Here is a 17,512-nt window from a genome sequence, read left to right on the forward strand (position 1 = left end):
GCATTTACTAAAAACAGGAGAACACACATGTCAAAAGGGCACTCGTTACAAGACCCTTACCTCAATGCCTTGCGTAAAGAACGCATCCCGGTTTCCATCTTTCTGGTTAACGGCATCAAGCTGCAGGGCCAGATTGAATCATTCGACCAGTTCGTGATTCTGCTGAAAAATACTGTCAGCCAGATGGTCTACAAACACGCTATCTCTACTGTGGTACCTGCCCGCAATGTTCGCATCCCGCAGCAGAACCCGGCCGGTGAAGGTGAGTTGGAAGACTGATTTGCCCGGTTTGCAGGTGCTATCACCCGCGTTACTGAAAAACCCAAGGGTTTGGAAGGGCGCGGGTGTTTGTTTTTTTGAAGTAAGCCATTCTACCGTTTCGGAGTTGACACTACTTGTTTGAGCGTCCGGATGTTGGTGAGCGGGCGATTCTCGTCCACATCGATTTCACCTCCTATGAAGATACCGAAGATCCCGGTGAATTTCGGGAACTGGTTACCTCGGCCGGCGTTGAGCCCGTTGCAACGATCAATGGCTCACGCAAACAGCCCAGCCCCCGCCTGTTCGTCGGTGAGGGAAAGCTGGAAGAAATTCGTGACGCCATCAGTGCCAACGGCGCCGACGTCGTGCTCTTCAATCACGCCCTGAGCCCAAGTCAGGAGCGCAATATTGAGCGGGACCTGAAGTGCCGGGTACTGGACCGCACCGGCGTTATTCTGGATATCTTTGCCCAGCGAGCGCGAACCCACGAAGGCAAGCTTCAGGTTGAGCTGGCACAGCTAGAGCACATGTCGACCCGGCTGGTACGGGGCTGGACTCACCTTGAGCGCCAGAAAGGTGGTATCGGTCTGAGGGGGCCGGGCGAGACCCAGCTTGAAACTGACCGCCGTCTGCTGCGTGAACGCATCAAGTCGATCCACAAACGGCTGGAAAAGGTTCGCCGGCAGCGTAATCAGGGCCGTCGCGCTAGAACCCGCGCTGACATTCCGACGGTTTCCCTGGTTGGCTACACCAACGCCGGTAAATCGACCCTGTTCAACCGAATCACAACATCCAGCGTATATGCTGCTGACCAGTTGTTCGCAACCCTGGATCCGACGTTGCGCCGGCTGGAGCTGCCCGACATCGGCGCAGTCGTGATGGCGGACACCGTTGGCTTTATCCGTCATTTGCCGCACAAGCTGGTTGAGGCGTTTCGGGCCACGTTGGAAGAAACCACGGAAGCGTCCCTGCTGCTGCACATCATCGACTGCTACGACAGTCGGCGCGATGAGAACATCGAGCAGGTCGAGGAGGTGCTGGCGGAGATTGGCGCTGACGAGATTCCGGTGCTCCAGGTGTTCAACAAGATTGATATGCTGGAGAATTTTACCCCCCGGATTGAGCGGAACGAGGATGGAGTTCCGGTGCGGGCGTGGGTGTCCGCCGTTACCGGAGAGGGCCTTGATGGCTTGTACGATGCTATCGTTGAGCGTCTGGCCGAAGATGTCGTGCATCATTTCGTGCTGCTCGGGCCAACCGACGGCAAATTACGGGCGCTGCTGCATGAAGCCGGGTCCGTGTTGAGTGAAACGCATCGGGAGAGCGGTGATGCCGTGCTTGAGGTGCGATTGCAGAACCGGGACTGGTTACAACTACTGAGCCGTGCCGGTATGAACGAAGAATCGGTCCGTCTTGACGATGGTCACGCCTGAAACAGGGTAGGCTATTGCCGGGACGACGATAAATCCCTAGTATTTGCAGCCATTCTACAAGTCAGGAACGGAGAGCACTATGGCCTGGAACGAACCGGGTGGAAACCGCAACGACAACGACCCCTGGGGTACCGGTGGTCGTCGCGGCGATGATCAGGGGCCGCCAGACCTCGACGAGGCGCTGAAAAAGGGTCTCGACAAACTGAATCGTATGCTGGGCGGCAAAGGTAAGAAGTCCGGCGGAAGCGGTGGCAGCACTGGCGGCAGCGCCGGTGGCTTTGGTGCCATTATCGCGTTGGCCGGCATTTTGATTGTCGGCTACGTAGTCTTCCAGTCGTTCTACACAGTGGACGAGCAGGAGCGTGCCGTCGTTCTGCGATTCGGTGAGTACAACCGTACCGAGAATCCGGGCCTGCGCTTTAAGGTTCCGCTGATCGACGACGTCACCAAAGTTCGCGTCACCAACGTCCGTACCGCTGAATCCAGCGGCCAGATGCTGACTCAGGACGAGAACCTGGTCACCGTTGATCTGCAGGTTCAGTATCGGGTAGCGGACGCTCAGGCCTATGTGCTTAACGTTCGGGATTCGAATCAGGCGCTTGCCTTTGCGACCGACAGCGCGCTGCGTCACGAAGTGGGCAGTTCTTCACTGGACGACGTGCTGACTGAAGGCCGTGCAGAACTGGCCGTTCGGGTTGAGCAGCGCTTACAGCGCTTCCTGGGCGAGTATGGAACCGGTCTGGAAATTGTCCGTGTCAACGTTGAGAGCACTCAGCCGCCACCGGCCGTGCAGGACGCCTTCCGTGAGGTTCAGCGTGCTCGGGAAGACGAGCAACGCGTCAAAGAAGAAGCCGAAACCTATCGTAACAAGGTGGTTCCGGAGGCCCGCGGTCAGGCTCAGCGCATGATCGAAGAAGCCAACGCTTACAAGCAGGAAGTGATTGAACGAGCTCGCGGTGAAACCGCACGTTTCCTGGAGCTGCTGGCGGTGTATCAGAACGCGCCGACAGTCACCCGTGAGCGGATGTACCTGCAGACCTTGGAGACTGTGCTGTCGAACAGCAGCAAGATTCTGTTGGACACCGAAAGCAGCGGTAACATGATGTACCTGCCGTTGGACCGTCTGACCCAGGGCTCCCTGCCGCGAGCCGGCAGCCAGTCTGCTAGCGAAAACAGCGACCAGACTGACGTTCAGAGCATCACCGATCAAGTCATCCGGGAGCTGCGCTCCAGACAGGATGCTAATGCACGGAGGAGCAGATAATCATGGGACCTAAAGGTGTAGTGGGTCTTGCAGGCGCCCTCATTGTTGTCCTGCTGGTGCTGTCCAGTGTTTACATCATTCCGGAAACGCACCGGGGTGTGATGCTGCGGTTCGGCGAACTGGTGGAAACTGACATCCAGGCCGGTATTCACTTCAAGGTCCCGGTTATCGATCAGGTCCGGGAGTTTGATATCCGGGTACTGACCATGGATCTGCCGTCGCGCCAGTATCTGACCATCGAGAAGAAGCCGCTGGATGTGGATTCTTACATCGCCTGGAAGATTCTGAACGTCGACCAGTTCTATCGTGCCACTGGTGGTGATGAGTACCGTGCCCAATCGCTTCTGCTGTCCCGAGTAGATAACGGTTTGCGGGATGAGTTCGGTATCCGCACCATGCACGAAGTGGTGTCCGGCCAGCGGGACGAGCTTATGCACGCCTTGCGTGACAGGGTGAACGAAACCTCTGTGAAGGAATTTGGTATCGAAGTCCTCGACGTCCGGGTGAAGGCGATCGAATTCCCGGGGCAGGTCAGCGAAAACGTCTATCGCCGGATGGCGACCGAGCGTGAAAAGCTGGCGCAGGAGTTCCGTTCACGCGGTCGAGAGCTGGCTGAAGGTATTCGCGCCGATGCTGATCGTCAGCGCACGGTTACTCTGGCTGAGGCCTTTGCTGAGTCTGAGGAGACCCGCGGTGAAGGGGATGGTCAGGCAGCCAAGATTTACGCTGATGCCTACGGCTCCAACGCCGAGTTTTATAGCTTCTACCGGAGCCTGCAGGCCTATCGCAATACCTTTGCGAACAAAGATGATCTGATGGTCATCGATGCCAATGGCGATTTCATGAAGTTCCTAAAGGACCCGATGGGCAATAAGTGAAGCCCTGACTTGATGGTCGAAAAACCGGAATACCTCGGTATTCCGGTTTTTTTGTGTCGACCAACCGTGTAAAATTCCTCCGGTTTTATCCTCGGTTTTTTTCTGCCGTGGAATTCGCCCTAAATCCTGTGTAATCCCCACGGCCTTTTGTGCCGGAGCGGGTCTGACGGACAACGTAATCTCATGACAGTATCTGATCGCTGGTTACTGCCGGACGGGGTAGAGGACATTCTGCCACCGCTGGCCGGACGGATCGAATCCCTGCGCCGGGATGTAATGGATACCTGCCAACGCTGGGGCTACCAGCTTGTAATCCCTCCGCTGATTGAATATCTCGAGTCGCTGTTTACCGGTACTGGGCATGATCTGGAACTCCAGACTTTCAAGCTGACCGATCAGCTGACTGGCCGGATGATGGGCGTGCGTGCAGACATGACGCCGCAGGCTGCCCGAATCGATGCCCACACCCTGGGTCAGGAGGGCATCACTCGCCTGTGCTACGCGGGCCATGTCCTGCATACCCGTCCGAAGCATATGCTGACAGGCCGGACTCCAATTCAGGCCGGCTGCGAGCTGTTCGGCAGTGAGTCTGAGTCGGCTGATCTTGAAGTGATCAGCCTGATGCTTGAGGCCCTGCGGGTCTCGGGCCTGCCGCGTATTCACCTGGATCTGGCGCACGTATCGATTTACCAGAGCCTGATTGGCGAAGCTGATTTCAGCCGGGATACCGAGGCCGCCATCTTTGACGCCATGGCGCGCAAATCGGTCCCCGAGCTGGACCAGCTTCTGGGCGATTGCCTGGCCGGAACGCCAGGTGCTCGCTTGCGCGAGCTGGCGCGGGTCAGCGGTGGCCCCGAGGCGCTGGACCAGGCCCGTAGAATTCTGAAAGGCGCATCTGATGACCTGGATTCCGCCCTGGATAAGCTGGGTCGGGTCTGCGACATGCTGGCGCGGGATTACCCAGAAGTGAGCGTAGGCTTCGATTTCTGCGAACTGCGTGGCTACAACTATCATACCGGACTGGTGTTTGCCGCCTACGTACCGGGCCACGGTGATGCCGTCGCCAAGGGCGGCCGTTACGACGCCATTGGCAGCGATTTTGGTCGTGCCCGTCCGGCAACCGGATTCAGCCTTGATATCCGTGCTCTGGTGGCTCTTGGAGAGCGGGTTCAGAAACGCAGTGGAGCAGTTTGGGCACCCGCTGACGAGGATCCTGCCCTGGAAGGTGTGATTTCCGGGCTCCGGTTGACGGAGACGGTGATCCGGGCGCTGCCGGAAGATGCCAATGCAAACCCGGCCGCCAGGGGCTGCGACCGAAAACTGGTCAAACAGGGCGGCCAGTGGGTCGTTGAAAAGCTGGACTGAGGCCTTAGGGGCTTTGGTGAACTTATTTCAGGTTAATTTACGAAACGCCTGTCCCTCGGGGCAGCCGTATTGAGAGAGAATCATGGGTAAAAACGTTGTTGTGCTGGGCACCCAATGGGGTGATGAAGGCAAGGGTAAAATCGTTGATCTGCTGACCGACAAGGTCGCGGCCGTCGTCCGTTTCCAGGGTGGCCATAACGCCGGTCACACACTGGTGATCGACGGCAAAAAGACTGCCCTTCACCTGATTCCATCCGGTATTCTGCGTCAGCACGTTTATTGCCTGATTGGTAACGGCGTGGTTCTGTCACCGGAAGCCCTGTTGAAAGAAGTCCGTGAGTTGGAAGCCAACGGCGTTGCCGTGCGCGACCGCCTGCGCATCAGTCTGGCTTGCCCGATCATCCTGCGTACCCACGTCCGTATTGACCAGGCTCGCGAGCGAGCCCGTGGCAACGATAAAATCGGCACTACGGGTCGTGGTATCGGGCCTGCGTACGAAGACAAAGTGTCCCGTCGCGGTGTTCGTCTGGGCGACCTGTGTAATCCTGCGGATTTTGAGGTCAAGTTGCGGGAGATCATGTCTTACCACAACTTCGTACTGACCGAGTACTTCAAGGAAGAGGCCGAGGATATCGATGCGGCCCTGGCCGAGCTCATGGAAATGGGCGAGGAAATCCTTCCGATGGCGGCGGACGTTACCGACATGCTGCACGATTTCCGCAAGCGTGGTGAACACATCTTGTTCGAAGGCGCCCAGGGTTCTCTGCTGGACATCGACCTCGGTACCTATCCGTACGTGACCTCCTCAAACACCACGGCCGGCGGCACCGCCACCGGTTCCGGTGTGGGCCCGTTGTTCCTCGATTATGTACTGGGAATCACCAAGGCCTACACCACTCGCGTCGGTTCTGGTCCGTTTCCGACTGAGCTGTTTTGCGACATGGGGCATCACCTGGCTGTTAAAGGCAATGAAATTGGCACTACCACCGGCCGTTCGCGCCGTTGTGGCTGGTTCGATGCAGTCGCCCTGCGTCACGCTATTCAGATCAACAGTGTGTCGGGCATCTGCCTGACTAAGCTGGACGTTCTGGACGGCATGGAAACCGTGAAGGTGTGTGTCGGCTACAAGACTCCGAAGGGCGAAATTACTCGTCCGCCGATCGGTTGTGGTACCTACGCCGACATCGAGCCGGTCTACGCTGAGCTGCCGGGCTGGAGCGAGAGCACGGTCGGGCTGACCAGCGTTGAGCAACTGCCCGAGAATGCCAAAGCCTATATCCGCTTCATCGAGGAGCAGATTGAGGCGCCGATCGATATTATTTCGACCGGGCCAGATCGGATCGAAACCATCGTCTTGCGTCACCCGTTTGGTGAGTAATCCGCAAGAATAAAAAAAGCCGCCAAACAGGAAACTGTCTGGCGGCTTTTTTGTGCCTGTCTTTATCCGGGGCGGCTGTCCGCGCCTACGGCTTTTCGGCAATAATCGTGGCCCGACGTGGACCGGGATAGCCCTCGATGGTTTTGGACGGATCGTTCGGGTCGAGGAAGTCCTTTAGCGAGTTGAAACGCATCCAGTCAGTACTGCGTTGCTCGTCGGTGGTGGTGTCTGTGACATCCACCACGCGGGCATTGCGATAGCCGGTTCGGTCGAGCCAGCGCAACAGGGTATCGCAACTGGGCAGGAACCAGACGTTGCGCATCTGCCCGTAGCGGTCCTCGGGCATCAGGCTGTGGCCTTCGGGCCCGTCCACCACCAGGGTTTCCAGCACCAGCTCGCCACCGCGCCGGAGGGTGCCCTTTAGTTCCAGCAGATGGTCGAGCGGGGACCGGCGATGGTAAAGCACGCCCATGGAAAAGGTGGTGTCGAACGCCCCCAGGTTTTCAGGCAGGTCTTCCATGCGGACCGGCAGGAGATCCACCGGCACCTCGCCCAGGTAGCGTTTGACGCTCAGGAACTGGAACATGAACAGCAGCCCCGGATCTATGCCGATGACTCTCCGGGCACCCTCGCCGAGCATGCGCCAGCAGTGATAACCGGAACCGCAGCCCACGTCCAGGATGCTCCGGCCTTCCAGGTCTGACAGATACGGCTGCACCCGATCCCATTTCCAGTCCGAGCGCCATTCGGTGTCGATGTAGGTGCCGAAGAAGTCGAACGGGCCTTTGCGCCAGGGCATCAGGCCCCGCAGCGCGGATCCCAGCTGCTGGTGCTGCTCCTGGCTCGGAGGCGTGTCGGTGCGGAGGGTAATCGCGGAATCGGTCAGGCAGGCGTCGACGTTCGACAAGGTCGGTAGCCCGTTCAAGGCGCCCAGCCAGCGCTCGAGGTCGCCGTGTGGGTTGTCTTCAAAACGCTGGGTAAGTTGCGAACGGAGTCGATCGGCCCACCGGTCGTGGCCGTCTTGCGCCAGCTCAGTTAATAACGGTCCGAAATGTGTCTGCCAGTCAAAAGTCGCCATGGGTCTCTAGATGAAATGGTGTTGAAGGATGTCAGTGGCTCTTGATCGCGAGCATGGATACAAAATTAAAGCACTGGTACCAGATCAGCACCTGATCGAAGCCGGCGGCCAGCAGCCGTTCTTTGTGGGCGGCCAGGGTCTCAGGAATTAGCACCTGCTCAATGGCCGAACGTTTCTGGCTGATCTCCAGATCGGAGTAGCCGTTCGCGCGCTTGAATTCATGGTGCAGGCGGGTCTGGATGTCCTGCTCCTGGTCGGAATCAAAGCCGATCTTCTCGGACAGGATCAGCACTCCGCCGGGCCGGGTCGCTTGGGCGATCCGTGTCAGTAGCTCGCTGCGTTGGTCTGGTGGAACAAACTGCAGGGTGAAGTTGAGCGTCGTGACCGAGGCATCGCTGAGCTCGGTCTCGAGAATGTCCTCGCACCTCAGTGTTACCGGCAACTCACTGTCATCAAGCGCAATGTAATGCTCACAGCGCTCAATCATCGCCTCGGAGTTGTCGACCCCGACCAGGATGCAGTCCGCATGAGGAATGCCGTGGCGCATGGCCAGGGTCGAGGCGCCCAGGGAACAGCCCAGGTCGTAGCAGTGGGAGCCCGCCTGAACGTATTGCTCGGTGATCACCTCGATCATCGGGATGATGGTGGTGTAGCCGGGCACTGAGCGCCGGATCATATCCGGGAAGACCCGGGCGACAGAGGCGTCGAACCGGAAATCCTCAGGGCGTCGTTCGGTGGCGAACAGCCGGTCGGTTTCCTGCTTCGGTGGCTGGCCTGGTTTAGTCATCGTCGTTCACCTTGCCCTGACCGTCGGCACCGGCGTTGTCCTGGGTAGCAGGAGCATTGTTGGTGTCTGGCACTGGCGCGGCGGTGGGCGCTGGCCGGCTGCACCTTACGCCGCGGTTCTTGTAGTCAACAAGTATGCCCCGGAACGATGGATCGACATCGGCGGCGATGGCCAGGAAACCGTTCTCGCACACGGCGTGCAGTTCCGAGGCCTTCGGCGACATCCGGAACGGCTCCTCCGGTTTGATGTTGATGGCCTGGAAATCACCGACTGGTACGTGGTCTTTATTGTCGGAATGATCAATCCGGCCGCTACTCTCAAGCACCAGCACCGTGGCGATTACGGCGACGACCGCGGTGACGATTAAGCTGCGAACGGTGTAACGGGCCTCTTTCTGGCTCATGCCAACCTCATGTCTGTGGTTTCTATGAAGGGTTTAGTACTGGCCGGGAAGTGAAATCGACGGCGATTGTAGGGCCGCGAGTTGTTCCCTGAGTGACAGTACTTGGTCTGACCAGAATCTGGGTTGGCCAAACCAGGGGAAGAAGCGGGGGAACGCCGGGTCATCCCAGCGTTTGGCCAGCCAGGCGCAGTGGCTGATCTGGCGGTAGCATCGCAGGGGCTCAATCAGGTGGCGCTCACGGCGATTGAAGTCCCGGAACATCTCATAGCCTTCCAGCAATTCACCCAGCTGGGCGCCTCGCTCGGAATCCTCGCCGTTCAACAGTAGCCACATGTCCTGGATGGCAGGCCCGGTGCGGCAGTCATCCAGGTCGACAAACAGCATTTGTTCTTCCCGACACAGGATGTTGCCGGCGTGGCAGTCGCCGTGCAGTCGCAGTGTATCGACCGGACCGGCCTCGTCGATCCGGGCGCCGCAGGCATGGATCAGGTCAGGAATCAGGCTGTCCCAGGCTGGGCGAAGATCATCGGGAATCCAGCCGCCGTCGAGCAACAGCTGGTTGTGACGCTCAATGCCGTCGATCAGCGAAATTTCGGGGCGGTGCTTGAAGGGTTGGCGCGCGCCAACGTTGTGCATCTGGCCCAGCCATTGGCCTAGCCGGTACAGGGTGTCGGTTACGCTGACGTCCGGTGCCTGGCCCCCTCGCTGTGGAAACACCGCGAACAGGAATTCGCCATGCTGGCCGAGGGTGTCTCCCGAGGGCATAACCAGCGGTGCGACGACTGGAATGTCTGCTTCCAAATATTCGAGGGTGATGGCGTGCTCTTCCCGGATGGCTGCTTCGGTCCAGCGGCCGGGCCGGTAAAACTTGGCGATCACCGGGGCGCCCTCGTCGAGCCCGACCTGGTAAACCCGATTTTCGTAGCTGTTCAATGCAAACAGTCGTCCACTGACTGCGAATCCGGCCTCTTCCATGGCGTCCAGGATGGTATCGGGTGTCAGCGCATCGTAAGGATGGGCTGATGTGGCCGTTGCGGAGTCATGGATCATAGGTAAATGTCAGAGACCTGTGTCGTAGTTGGATTTCATTGCCTGCAGGTGGTACCAGTTTTCGTCCAGTTCCCAGCGTACCCGGCTGATTCCGGAAGTGCCCAGGATGACGTTACCTGCCCGGGCCTGGATATGAGCGAGTTCACGCTCGGCTTTGCGCCAGCCCCGATGGCTGTCATTCAGGTTGCGCATGGCTGGAAACACCGCTGTCAGCGCTCGCTGTGTCGAGGTGGTGTGCGAGTGCAGCGAACCCATGATGGCGGTATCGCCTTCGATTCTCAGTACCCGATGCTGATAAGGGTAACTGGCAACCTGGTCATCGCTCTTCAGTAGGTCGTTCAGGCTGATGATCTCGAACCCGCGCCAACCCAGCCACCCTACAAAGAGAGCGGCCACCAACATCACCACAACAAACTGCTTCCTGTCAGACATAGTCGCCGGGCTCCATCCGCTTTGTCCTGTGCCTCAGTATAACCTGTATGGCGCCCTGCGTAAGCACAGTGACTGGCCTGTGGGCGCCAATTTCGGCAACTGTTTCGGCCGCCGTTTCTGTGACCAGGGTGCAATCGGTTATGCTTGCCCGAATCATGGACTGAACCCGGGGGAAGTGTCAGGTGTCGCAGGAGTGTCTCGAAGCGCAAACGGTTGTGATTGGTGCCGGTGTGGTCGGCCTTGCGGTTGCCCGGGCACTGGCTCGGAAGGGGCACGAGGTGATTGTGCTCGAATCAGGCAGCCATTTCGGCGAAGGCGTGTCGTCCCGGAACAGCGAGGTGATTCACGCCGGTATCTATTACCCGGCGAACAGCCTGAAGGCGCGGCTCTGTGTCGAGGGTCGTCGGCAGCTGTATGACTACTGTGAGCGCCAGGCTGTCGGGCATCGCAAATGCGGCAAGTGGATTGTTGCAACCTCCGAGCAGCAAGCGGCGAAGCTGGACCATATTCGGCAAGGGGCCGCCAGAAACGGTGTCAGTCTGGAACCGGTGAGCGGGGCTGAGCTGGCCGCACGTTGCCCGCAACTCACGGCGGTGTCCGGGCTGTGGTCGCCGGAGACAGGCATTGTCGACAGCCACGCCCTGATGCTGTCCCTGCTGGGCGATTTAGAGCGTGCCGGCGGACAATTGGTGTTGCAGGCACCGGTAGAAGCGGTGGCTACCGAGCAGGGTCGCCACCGCTTGACTGTGGCGGGGAACGCACCGTGTACCCTGGAGGCGCAAAACGTAGTCAACGCCGCAGGCTTGGGTGCACCGGGGCTGGCCGGGCGTTGGCAAGGTTTGCCCGAAGGCCAGAAACCGCGCCAGTGGTTGGCTCGTGGTGTGTACTTCAGTTATAGCGGGCGGCCGCCCTTCGACAGCCTGATTTATCCGGTACCGGAACCCGGAGGCCTGGGTATTCATTTGACCCTGGATTTGGCAGGCCAAGCTCGTTTCGGCCCGGATGTGGAGTGGGTTGATTCGGAGGATTACAGTGTCAGCCTGTCCAGGCTGGAGCCCTTTGTTCGCGGCATCAAGGCCTGGTGGCCCAGCCTCGACGAAACCCGTTTGCAGCCGGCCTATGCCGGTATTCGACCCAAGCTGGCCGGACCGGACGGCGGCTTTGCGGATTTCAGGATTGATGGTCCGGAACAGCACGGTGTTGGCGGCGTGGTGAATCTGTTCGGGATTGAATCTCCGGGCCTGACCTCCTGTCTGGCTATCGCAGACCTTGTGGCCGCGAAACTGGCCTAGCCCGGCGTCCTGGCTAGCGCCCAGATCTGAATGTCCCGGGCGCCGTGCCGCGCCAGTAACCCTGCCAGTGTTCGAGCCGTTGCACCCGTGGTCACCACATCGTCCACGATGGCGACCTGCATTGGTACCTCGCCTTGAAGCTGAAAAAGACCGTGCAGGTTTTTCAGTCGCTCGTCTCGGTTCAGTTCCCGTTGGCTGCGCGCTTTCCGTGTTCGGCGGATCAGGCCGCTGGCAACCGGCACCGCAAGCCTGCTGCCAAGTTCCTCCGCAATCTCCTGCGCCTGATTAAAGCCGCGACTGCGTCGGCGTTGCGGGTGCATGGGCGAGGGTATCAACAGATCGGGGCGGGGCAGGTGGCCGGCGGCAAGTTGAGTTTCCAGATTTTGTCCGAGCCCCGCGATCAGGGGGCGGGCGAATTTGCGCTGGCGGTTGTACTTGTAGCGGCCAATCATGCTGTCGACCGGAAACTGGTAGCGCCAGGGAATAACGGCACGGGAAAATGGTGGGGGATCGGTCAGGCACTGCCCGCACAGGTGATTATTGGCGGCCCATGGCAGTGGCAGTGCGCAGGCCTTACACGACCAATGGTTAACCGGAAGGTCGCGCTGGCAGGCATCACATAAGCCATTGATTGCATTGGGGTGCAGGCAAGCCACGCACACACCTGCCGATTTTTCACTGTTAACCTTTAGTTCCATTAAGGTTGACAGCCAGTTCAGGCCCTTTATCATCTGTTTCATCCGTAAACCCAGAGACCGGAAAAGGTTAACAGGACTTACCCATGACCGCTACAGCACCCTCTACGGCAATCTCAACGGCAATCCGTCACGACTGGACGCTGCAAGAAGCACGCGACCTTTTTGAGCTTCCGTTCAACGATCTTCTTTTCCGTGCCCAGACTGTACACCGCGAACACTTTGATCCTAATGAGGTCCAGGTCAGCACTTTGTTGTCGATCAAGACCGGTGCCTGTCCGGAGGATTGCAAATACTGCCCTCAAAGCGGTCATTACAATACGGGGCTTGAGAAGGAAAAGTTGCTCGAAATCGAGAAGGTAGTGGCGGAAGCGAAGGCCGCGAAAGGCAAGGGCGCCTCGCGTTTCTGCATGGGGGCGGCCTGGCGCAGCCCGTCCAAAAAAGACATGCCCTACGTCCTCGATATGGTTAAACAGGTGAAGTCTCTGGGCCTGGAAACCTGCATGACCCTGGGCATGCTGAAAGAGAGTCAGGCGAAAGAACTGGCGGATGCCGGGTTGGATTACTACAACCACAATCTGGACACCTCCGAGAAGTTTTACAGCCACATCATCACTACCCGGACCTATAAAGATCGTCTGGACACGCTGGATAACGTTCGCAAGGCGGGCATGAAGGTGTGTTGTGGCGGCATTCTGGGCATGGGTGAAGACGAAGACGACCGGGTCGGCCTGCTGCTTCAGCTGGCCAATTTGCCGCAGCATCCCGAGAGTGTGCCGGTCAATATGCTGGTGAAGGTGAAGGGTACCCCCATGGAAAACGTGGAAGACCTGGATCCGTTCGACTTCGTTCGTATTATCGCTGTGGCCCGCATCATGATGCCGGCGTCTCACGTTCGCCTGTCTGCGGGCAGGGAAAATATGAACGAGCAGATGCAGGCACTGTGTTTCATGGCGGGTGCAAACTCGATTTTCTACGGTGAGAAGCTGCTGACTACCGCAAACCCGGAAGCAGATGCAGATATGGAACTGTTCCGTCGCCTGGGTATCCGTCCAGAGCAGCGGGAGCAGTGTGCGTCTGAGGAGCAGGAGGAAGAGGCGATCACCGAGGCGGTGGAGTATGAAGCCACGCGCCACATGTTCTATGACGCCACGCGGGAATCTGCGTAACGCTTTTCCATGAATTGATCAGTCCCGGGGAAGCGACAAGCGGGTACTGCTCCCCGGGATACGTTACAAGCACCTCCCTGTGCACTTGATTCGGGCCATCCCTGGCCCTCAACAATCCCGGGGAGCAGTACCCGCTTGTCGCCCATGCCCTTGAGCTGAACGTCAGGTGTTGCCGTGAGGGACTTTGCTCTAGAACTCGAACAGCGAAAACAGGCCGGGCTCTACCGAACCCGTCGCCAGATCTCAGGCCCCCAGCAGCCGGTACTAACCTCCGACGGCAAACCCCTGCTGTCATTCTGCAGTAACGATTACCTTGGCTTGGCCAACCACCCGGCCAATATTGATGCACTCAGGGATGCGCTGCCCGAGACCGGGCTCGGTGGCGCCGCGTCGCACCTGATTTGTGGCCACCACGATGCCCATCATCAATTAGAGCAACGGCTTGCCGAATTCACCGGCCGAAGCTCCGCGTTGTTCTTCTCTACCGGGTACATGGCTAACATGGGCGTGATCTCAGCGTTGGCCGGGCGTGGCGACACTATTCTTTCCGACCGGCTCAATCACGCTTCGATTATTGACGGCTGTATCCTCAGTCGGGCAAGGGTCCGACGCTATGCTCATGGCGATGTCGGTGCGCTTGAAACGATGCTGGTCCAGACTTCTGGTCACAAGCTGGTGGTGACCGATGGTGTGTTCAGCATGGATGGCGATGTTGCCCCGTTGAAGGAACTCGCGCGGGTGTGTCGGGAGCACGATGCCTTGCTGGTGGTTGATGATGCTCATGGCATTGGTGTGCTCGGCCCCGAGGGACGCGGCAGCATTGCCGCACAGGGGTTGTCCGAAGAGGATGTGCCGGTGCTCATCGGCACCCTGGGCAAAGCCGTGGGTACCAGTGGTGCCTTCGTCGCGGGATCCTCGGTGCTGATGGATTATCTGGTCCAGAAGGCCCGCACCTACATCTACACCACGGCCATGCCGCCGGCCATTGCCGCCGCGACCTGTGCCAGTATCGATCTGATCGAACGCGACGATGAACGCCGCCGGCATCTCGAGAAACTGATCGCGGTTTTCCGGCAGCAAGCGACGGCCATGGGCTATCAGCTGATGCCATCGGAAACCCCGATTCAGCCCATCATGGTGGGCGATAACTGGACCGCCCTTGAATTGAGCAAGGCTCTGGAGCAGCAGGGGTTGCTGGTTACCGCCATTCGGCCGCCGACAGTGCCGGAAGGTGAAGCGCGTCTTCGTGTGACTTTCAGCGCCGCGCACAGCGAGGCGGACCTGAACCGGTTGTTGCAGGCTCTGTCCAGTTGCCGCCATTTGTTGCCTAGTCCCGGGGTGGCAGTGTGAGCGCCGTGGCTGCCCAGGTCTCCGGTTCGGAGCAGAAGCCGGGGCTGGCGGCTTCCTCAATTGCAGAGAAGTCTCTGATCGCCAGCCAGTTCGGTGGTGCCAGTAAAACCTACGACGGCGCTTCCCGGTTGCAGCGGATTATGGGCGAGGAAATGCTGGATGCGTTGAAACTTTCGGGGGACGGTCTGCGGCCGCGGCGAATCCTGGATCTTGGTTGTGGCACCGGTTGGTTCACCCGGAAGCTCGGGCAGAGCTGGCCGTGCCCGGTAACCGGTGTGGATTTATCTCCCGGGATGATCGGGCAGGCCCGTGAGCAGTCTGGCCCGGCGGTTGAGTGGTTGGTCGCTGATGCAGAGTCTCTGCCGTTCCCGTCCGATAGCTTTGATGTGGTGTTCAGTAACTTGATGGTGCAGTGGTGTGATGATCCCCGCACAGTTTTTGCCGAGTGCCAGCGGGTTCTCCGTCCGGGCGGACGGTTGGTGCTGTCTACGCTGCTGGAAGGCACCCTTACAGAGCTCAAGCGGGCTTGGGCTGTGGCTGATCCGGGCCAGCAGCACGTTAATCGGTTTGAGTCTGAACCTGACTTACGGCAATGGGTTGAGGCCGTGTTGCCGGATGCCCGTGTGGACACTCGGACCATAGCATTACCCTATGCGTCGCCGATGGCGCTTGCCGCCGAGTTGCGCCTGCTGGGTGCCGGTTTCAAGAGTGACAATCGGCGCAAGACCCTGACCGCCCCCGGTCGTGTCCGCACTATGTGCCGGAATTATCCCAAACAATCCGATGGCACCGTCGTCGCCAGTTATGAAGCGGCGTGGGTGTATTGGCAGGCACCCTGATTTCTGTTTACCTTTCCTCTTCAATAAACCTCGGAATTTCATAAGTTATGGCCAAGAAAACCTTTTTCGTTACCGGCACGGATACGGGCGTGGGCAAGACCATGGTGTCGGCGGCGATTCTCGAGGCGGCCCGGACTGCTGGTCTGCGCACCCTGGCAATGAAACCGATTGCTTCCGGCTGCGACGAGACGCCGGAAGGCTTGCGTAATGAGGATGCCCTGGCCCTGCAGAGCGCCATGACCGAATCGCTGGCCTATGAGGTGATCAATCCAGTGGCGCTGAAGCCGGCGATTGCACCGCACGTGGCGGCGGCTCAGGCCGGCAAATCTGTGACGGCACAGCGTTTGATCGGGTTCTGTCGGGGGCTGCAGATGCGTCCCGCTGACCTGATGCTGATCGAGGGTGCGGGTGGCTGGCGGGTGCCGCTTAATAATCGGGAAACCTATGCGTCTGTGCCGCGCGAGCTGGGCACGCCGGTGATTCTGGTGGTCAGTCTGAAACTGGGGTGTATCAACCATGCCTTGCTGACTGCCGAGGCGATTCGGGCGGATGGCCTGGTCGTGGCGGGCTGGGTGGCTAATAGGGCAGAAGCCGAAACAATGAGTTGTGAGCAGGAAACTCTGGATTACCTGCGCTCGCACATGGCTGCGCCGTGTCTGGGGGAGCTGCCCTGGTTAGCTGAGCCGGACCCCGTTGCCCTGGCATCGCACCTGGATCTCAAATATTTGATTGAAAATTGACCAGGAATATGGCTAACTGGAGTCAATAATTGGTCAGTGGAAGCAGTGGCTATGATCAGTAATACACTTGCAATCGGTATTCAAGGCATTCAGGACGGCATGGTCGGTATGGACAATGCGGCCCGGAAAATTGCTCGTGGTGGTGTCGATGGTCCGCAAGGGACTGCAGAAGGTGCCGGTAGTCTGGTCGAGCCAATCATTGATCTGAAATTGTATGAGCGCAGCGTTGAGGCCTCGGCCCAAGTCGTGAAGGCTGCTGACGAGACGCTCGGTACCCTCTTGGACATCATGGCCTGAATGTCGCGGCCTGAGTACCGGTCTTGAACGCAATATCCCCCAATTTCCCAGCCTTTTCCCCGTCGGTTACCGGCCAGGTCGCGCCTCGGCCCGAAGCTGAACCGTCCCGGGCGAATGGCCGTTCCGGTGAAGACCAGCCGAAGGCTCGTGCTAGCGGCGTTTCCGCAACGTCTGAGCAGGGGCTGAGCCCGGAAGAACTCAAGCAGCTTACTGAACTCAAGGCCCGGGATCGCGAAGTGCGTGCCCATGAAGCGGCGCACCAGGCGGTGGGCGGTCAGTACGCGGGTGCCATCTCCTATACCTTCCAGCGCGGCCCTGACGGGGCTCAGTACGCTGTGGGCGGCGAGGTGCCCATTGATGTGTCTCCGGTTCCGGGAGATCCGCAGGCAACCATCGAAAAAATGCGGGTGGTGCGCGCTGCGGCCATGGCGCCGGCGGAGCCCTCCGGCCAGGATCGAGCCGTTGCTGCAGAAGCCATGCAGGTTATGTTGAAAGCCCAGTCTGAGGTGATGTCCGGCCAGGAAGACACCGCAGGCGCCGCGCCCAAGCCGGAGCAGGGCAGTGAAGACGATTCACAGTCGCGCACCGGACAGCTGGCGAATGGCACTTATCAAGCTGTCTCCGCGATGACGGATGACGCTAAACAGCAGAGCTCAGCTTTTCGCCCTGTTGCAGCTTAAGTCTTGACGCTCAACTGTTACCTCTCTTGATCCAAAGCACGCTTCCCCTTCTCCTGCCTGCAACCTCTTGTATTTCCACGTGACGTCGCCTGTAGCGGGCTTTTCGGTCACAGTTCGCAAC

The 17,512-nt window shown here is 59.1% G+C and carries 19 protein-coding genes; 13 read left to right on the plus strand and 6 right to left on the minus strand.

Going from position 1 to position 17,512, the window contains the following annotated elements:
• The first annotated feature begins 27 nt into the window (after positions 1–27).
• The 6 genes from hfq (at position 28) to FGO67_RS07740 (ending at position 6,579) form a co-directional block, all read left to right on the plus strand.
• Positions 28–279, plus strand: coding sequence for an RNA chaperone Hfq (gene hfq, locus FGO67_RS07715; RefSeq protein WP_041340987.1), 252 nt, complete (start codon positions 28–30; stop codon positions 277–279).
• A gap of 116 nt (positions 280–395) precedes the next feature.
• The gene (hflX, locus tag FGO67_RS07720) at positions 396–1,694 is read left to right on the plus strand and encodes a ribosome rescue GTPase HflX (RefSeq protein WP_203300172.1); all 1,299 of its coding nucleotides are present in this window, start codon (positions 396–398) and stop codon (positions 1,692–1,694) included.
• 79 nt (positions 1,695–1,773) lie between these two features.
• Entirely contained in the window at positions 1,774–2,958 is a 1,185-nt protein-coding gene (hflK, locus tag FGO67_RS07725) for an FtsH protease activity modulator HflK (protein WP_203300173.1), read from the plus strand.
• A gap of 2 nt (positions 2,959–2,960) precedes the next feature.
• Positions 2,961–3,836 (plus strand): protease modulator HflC, encoded by an 876-nt coding sequence (gene hflC / locus FGO67_RS07730; RefSeq protein ID WP_203300174.1) that lies wholly within the window; start codon positions 2,961–2,963, stop codon positions 3,834–3,836.
• A 183-nt stretch (positions 3,837–4,019) separates the two neighbouring features.
• On the plus strand, positions 4,020–5,201 hold the full coding sequence (locus tag FGO67_RS07735) for an ATP phosphoribosyltransferase regulatory subunit (protein ID WP_203300175.1): 1,182 nt from the start codon (positions 4,020–4,022) through the stop codon (positions 5,199–5,201).
• A gap of 82 nt (positions 5,202–5,283) precedes the next feature.
• Positions 5,284–6,579, plus strand: a complete 1,296-nt coding sequence (locus FGO67_RS07740; protein ID WP_203300176.1) for an adenylosuccinate synthase — start codon at positions 5,284–5,286, stop codon at positions 6,577–6,579.
• 85 nt (positions 6,580–6,664) lie between these two features.
• On the opposite strand, the gene cmoB is transcribed toward FGO67_RS07740, so the two are convergent.
• Genes cmoB through FGO67_RS07765 form a run of 5 tightly spaced genes read right to left on the minus strand, consistent with a single transcriptional unit; the run spans position 6,665 to position 10,329 of the window.
• Positions 6,665–7,657 (minus strand): tRNA 5-methoxyuridine(34)/uridine 5-oxyacetic acid(34) synthase CmoB, encoded by a 993-nt coding sequence (cmoB, locus tag FGO67_RS07745; protein WP_203300177.1) that lies wholly within the window; start codon positions 7,655–7,657, stop codon positions 6,665–6,667.
• A 31-nt stretch (positions 7,658–7,688) separates the two neighbouring features.
• Positions 7,689–8,444 (minus strand): carboxy-S-adenosyl-L-methionine synthase CmoA, encoded by a 756-nt coding sequence (cmoA, locus tag FGO67_RS07750; RefSeq protein ID WP_203300178.1) that lies wholly within the window; start codon positions 8,442–8,444, stop codon positions 7,689–7,691.
• Entirely contained in the window at positions 8,437–8,847 is a 411-nt protein-coding gene (locus tag FGO67_RS07755; protein ID WP_238942301.1) for a PA3694 family proteiin, read from the minus strand. The genes cmoA and FGO67_RS07755 overlap by 8 nt, the downstream gene beginning before the upstream one ends.
• A 33-nt stretch (positions 8,848–8,880) precedes the next feature.
• A complete protein-coding gene (locus tag FGO67_RS07760) occupies positions 8,881–9,897 on the minus strand; it encodes a serine/threonine protein kinase (protein WP_203300179.1) in 1,017 nt (338 codons plus the stop codon).
• 9 nt (positions 9,898–9,906) lie between these two features.
• A complete protein-coding gene (locus FGO67_RS07765; RefSeq protein ID WP_203300180.1) occupies positions 9,907–10,329 on the minus strand; it encodes a hypothetical protein in 423 nt (140 codons plus the stop codon).
• Positions 10,330–10,511: 182 nt separating this feature from the next.
• On the opposite strand from FGO67_RS07765, the gene FGO67_RS07770 reads away from it, so the two are divergent.
• Positions 10,512–11,621 (plus strand): NAD(P)/FAD-dependent oxidoreductase, encoded by a 1,110-nt coding sequence (locus FGO67_RS07770; protein ID WP_203300181.1) that lies wholly within the window; start codon positions 10,512–10,514, stop codon positions 11,619–11,621.
• Here the strand turns inward: FGO67_RS07770 and FGO67_RS07775 are convergent.
• On the minus strand, positions 11,618–12,361 hold the full coding sequence (locus FGO67_RS07775) for a ComF family protein (RefSeq protein ID WP_238942302.1): 744 nt from the start codon (positions 12,359–12,361) through the stop codon (positions 11,618–11,620). The two genes, FGO67_RS07770 and FGO67_RS07775, sit on opposite strands and share 4 nt — an antisense overlap.
• Positions 12,362–12,402: 41 nt before the next feature.
• Here FGO67_RS07775 and bioB point away from each other — a divergent pair, with 41 nt between their 5' ends.
• From bioB to FGO67_RS07805, 6 genes are all read left to right on the plus strand, one after another.
• Positions 12,403–13,485, plus strand: coding sequence for a biotin synthase BioB (bioB, locus tag FGO67_RS07780; protein ID WP_203300182.1), 1,083 nt, complete (start codon positions 12,403–12,405; stop codon positions 13,483–13,485).
• A 174-nt stretch (positions 13,486–13,659) separates the two neighbouring features.
• Positions 13,660–14,835, plus strand: a complete 1,176-nt coding sequence (gene bioF, locus FGO67_RS07785) for an 8-amino-7-oxononanoate synthase (RefSeq protein WP_203300183.1) — start codon at positions 13,660–13,662, stop codon at positions 14,833–14,835.
• Positions 14,832–15,674 (plus strand): malonyl-ACP O-methyltransferase BioC, encoded by an 843-nt coding sequence (gene bioC, locus FGO67_RS07790; RefSeq protein ID WP_338039541.1) that lies wholly within the window; start codon positions 14,832–14,834, stop codon positions 15,672–15,674. The genes bioF and bioC overlap by 4 nt, the downstream gene beginning before the upstream one ends.
• Positions 15,675–15,721: 47 nt before the next feature.
• Complete coding sequence (bioD, locus tag FGO67_RS07795) at positions 15,722–16,414, plus strand: dethiobiotin synthase (protein WP_203300184.1); 693 nt, start codon at positions 15,722–15,724, stop codon at positions 16,412–16,414.
• 51 nt (positions 16,415–16,465) lie between these two features.
• Positions 16,466–16,711: a flagellar biosynthesis protein FlgE gene (locus tag FGO67_RS07800; RefSeq protein ID WP_138439275.1), complete on the plus strand. Its 246-nt coding sequence runs from the start codon at positions 16,466–16,468 to the stop codon at positions 16,709–16,711.
• Between the two features lie 23 nt (positions 16,712–16,734).
• A complete protein-coding gene (locus tag FGO67_RS07805; protein WP_238942303.1) occupies positions 16,735–17,391 on the plus strand; it encodes a putative metalloprotease CJM1_0395 family protein in 657 nt (218 codons plus the stop codon).
• The last annotated feature ends 121 nt before the right edge of the window (positions 17,392–17,512 follow it).

The sequence above is a fragment of the Marinobacter sediminum genome (genome assembly GCF_016820575.1).
GTDB classification, from domain to species: Bacteria; Pseudomonadota; Gammaproteobacteria; order Pseudomonadales; family Oleiphilaceae; genus Marinobacter; species Marinobacter sediminum.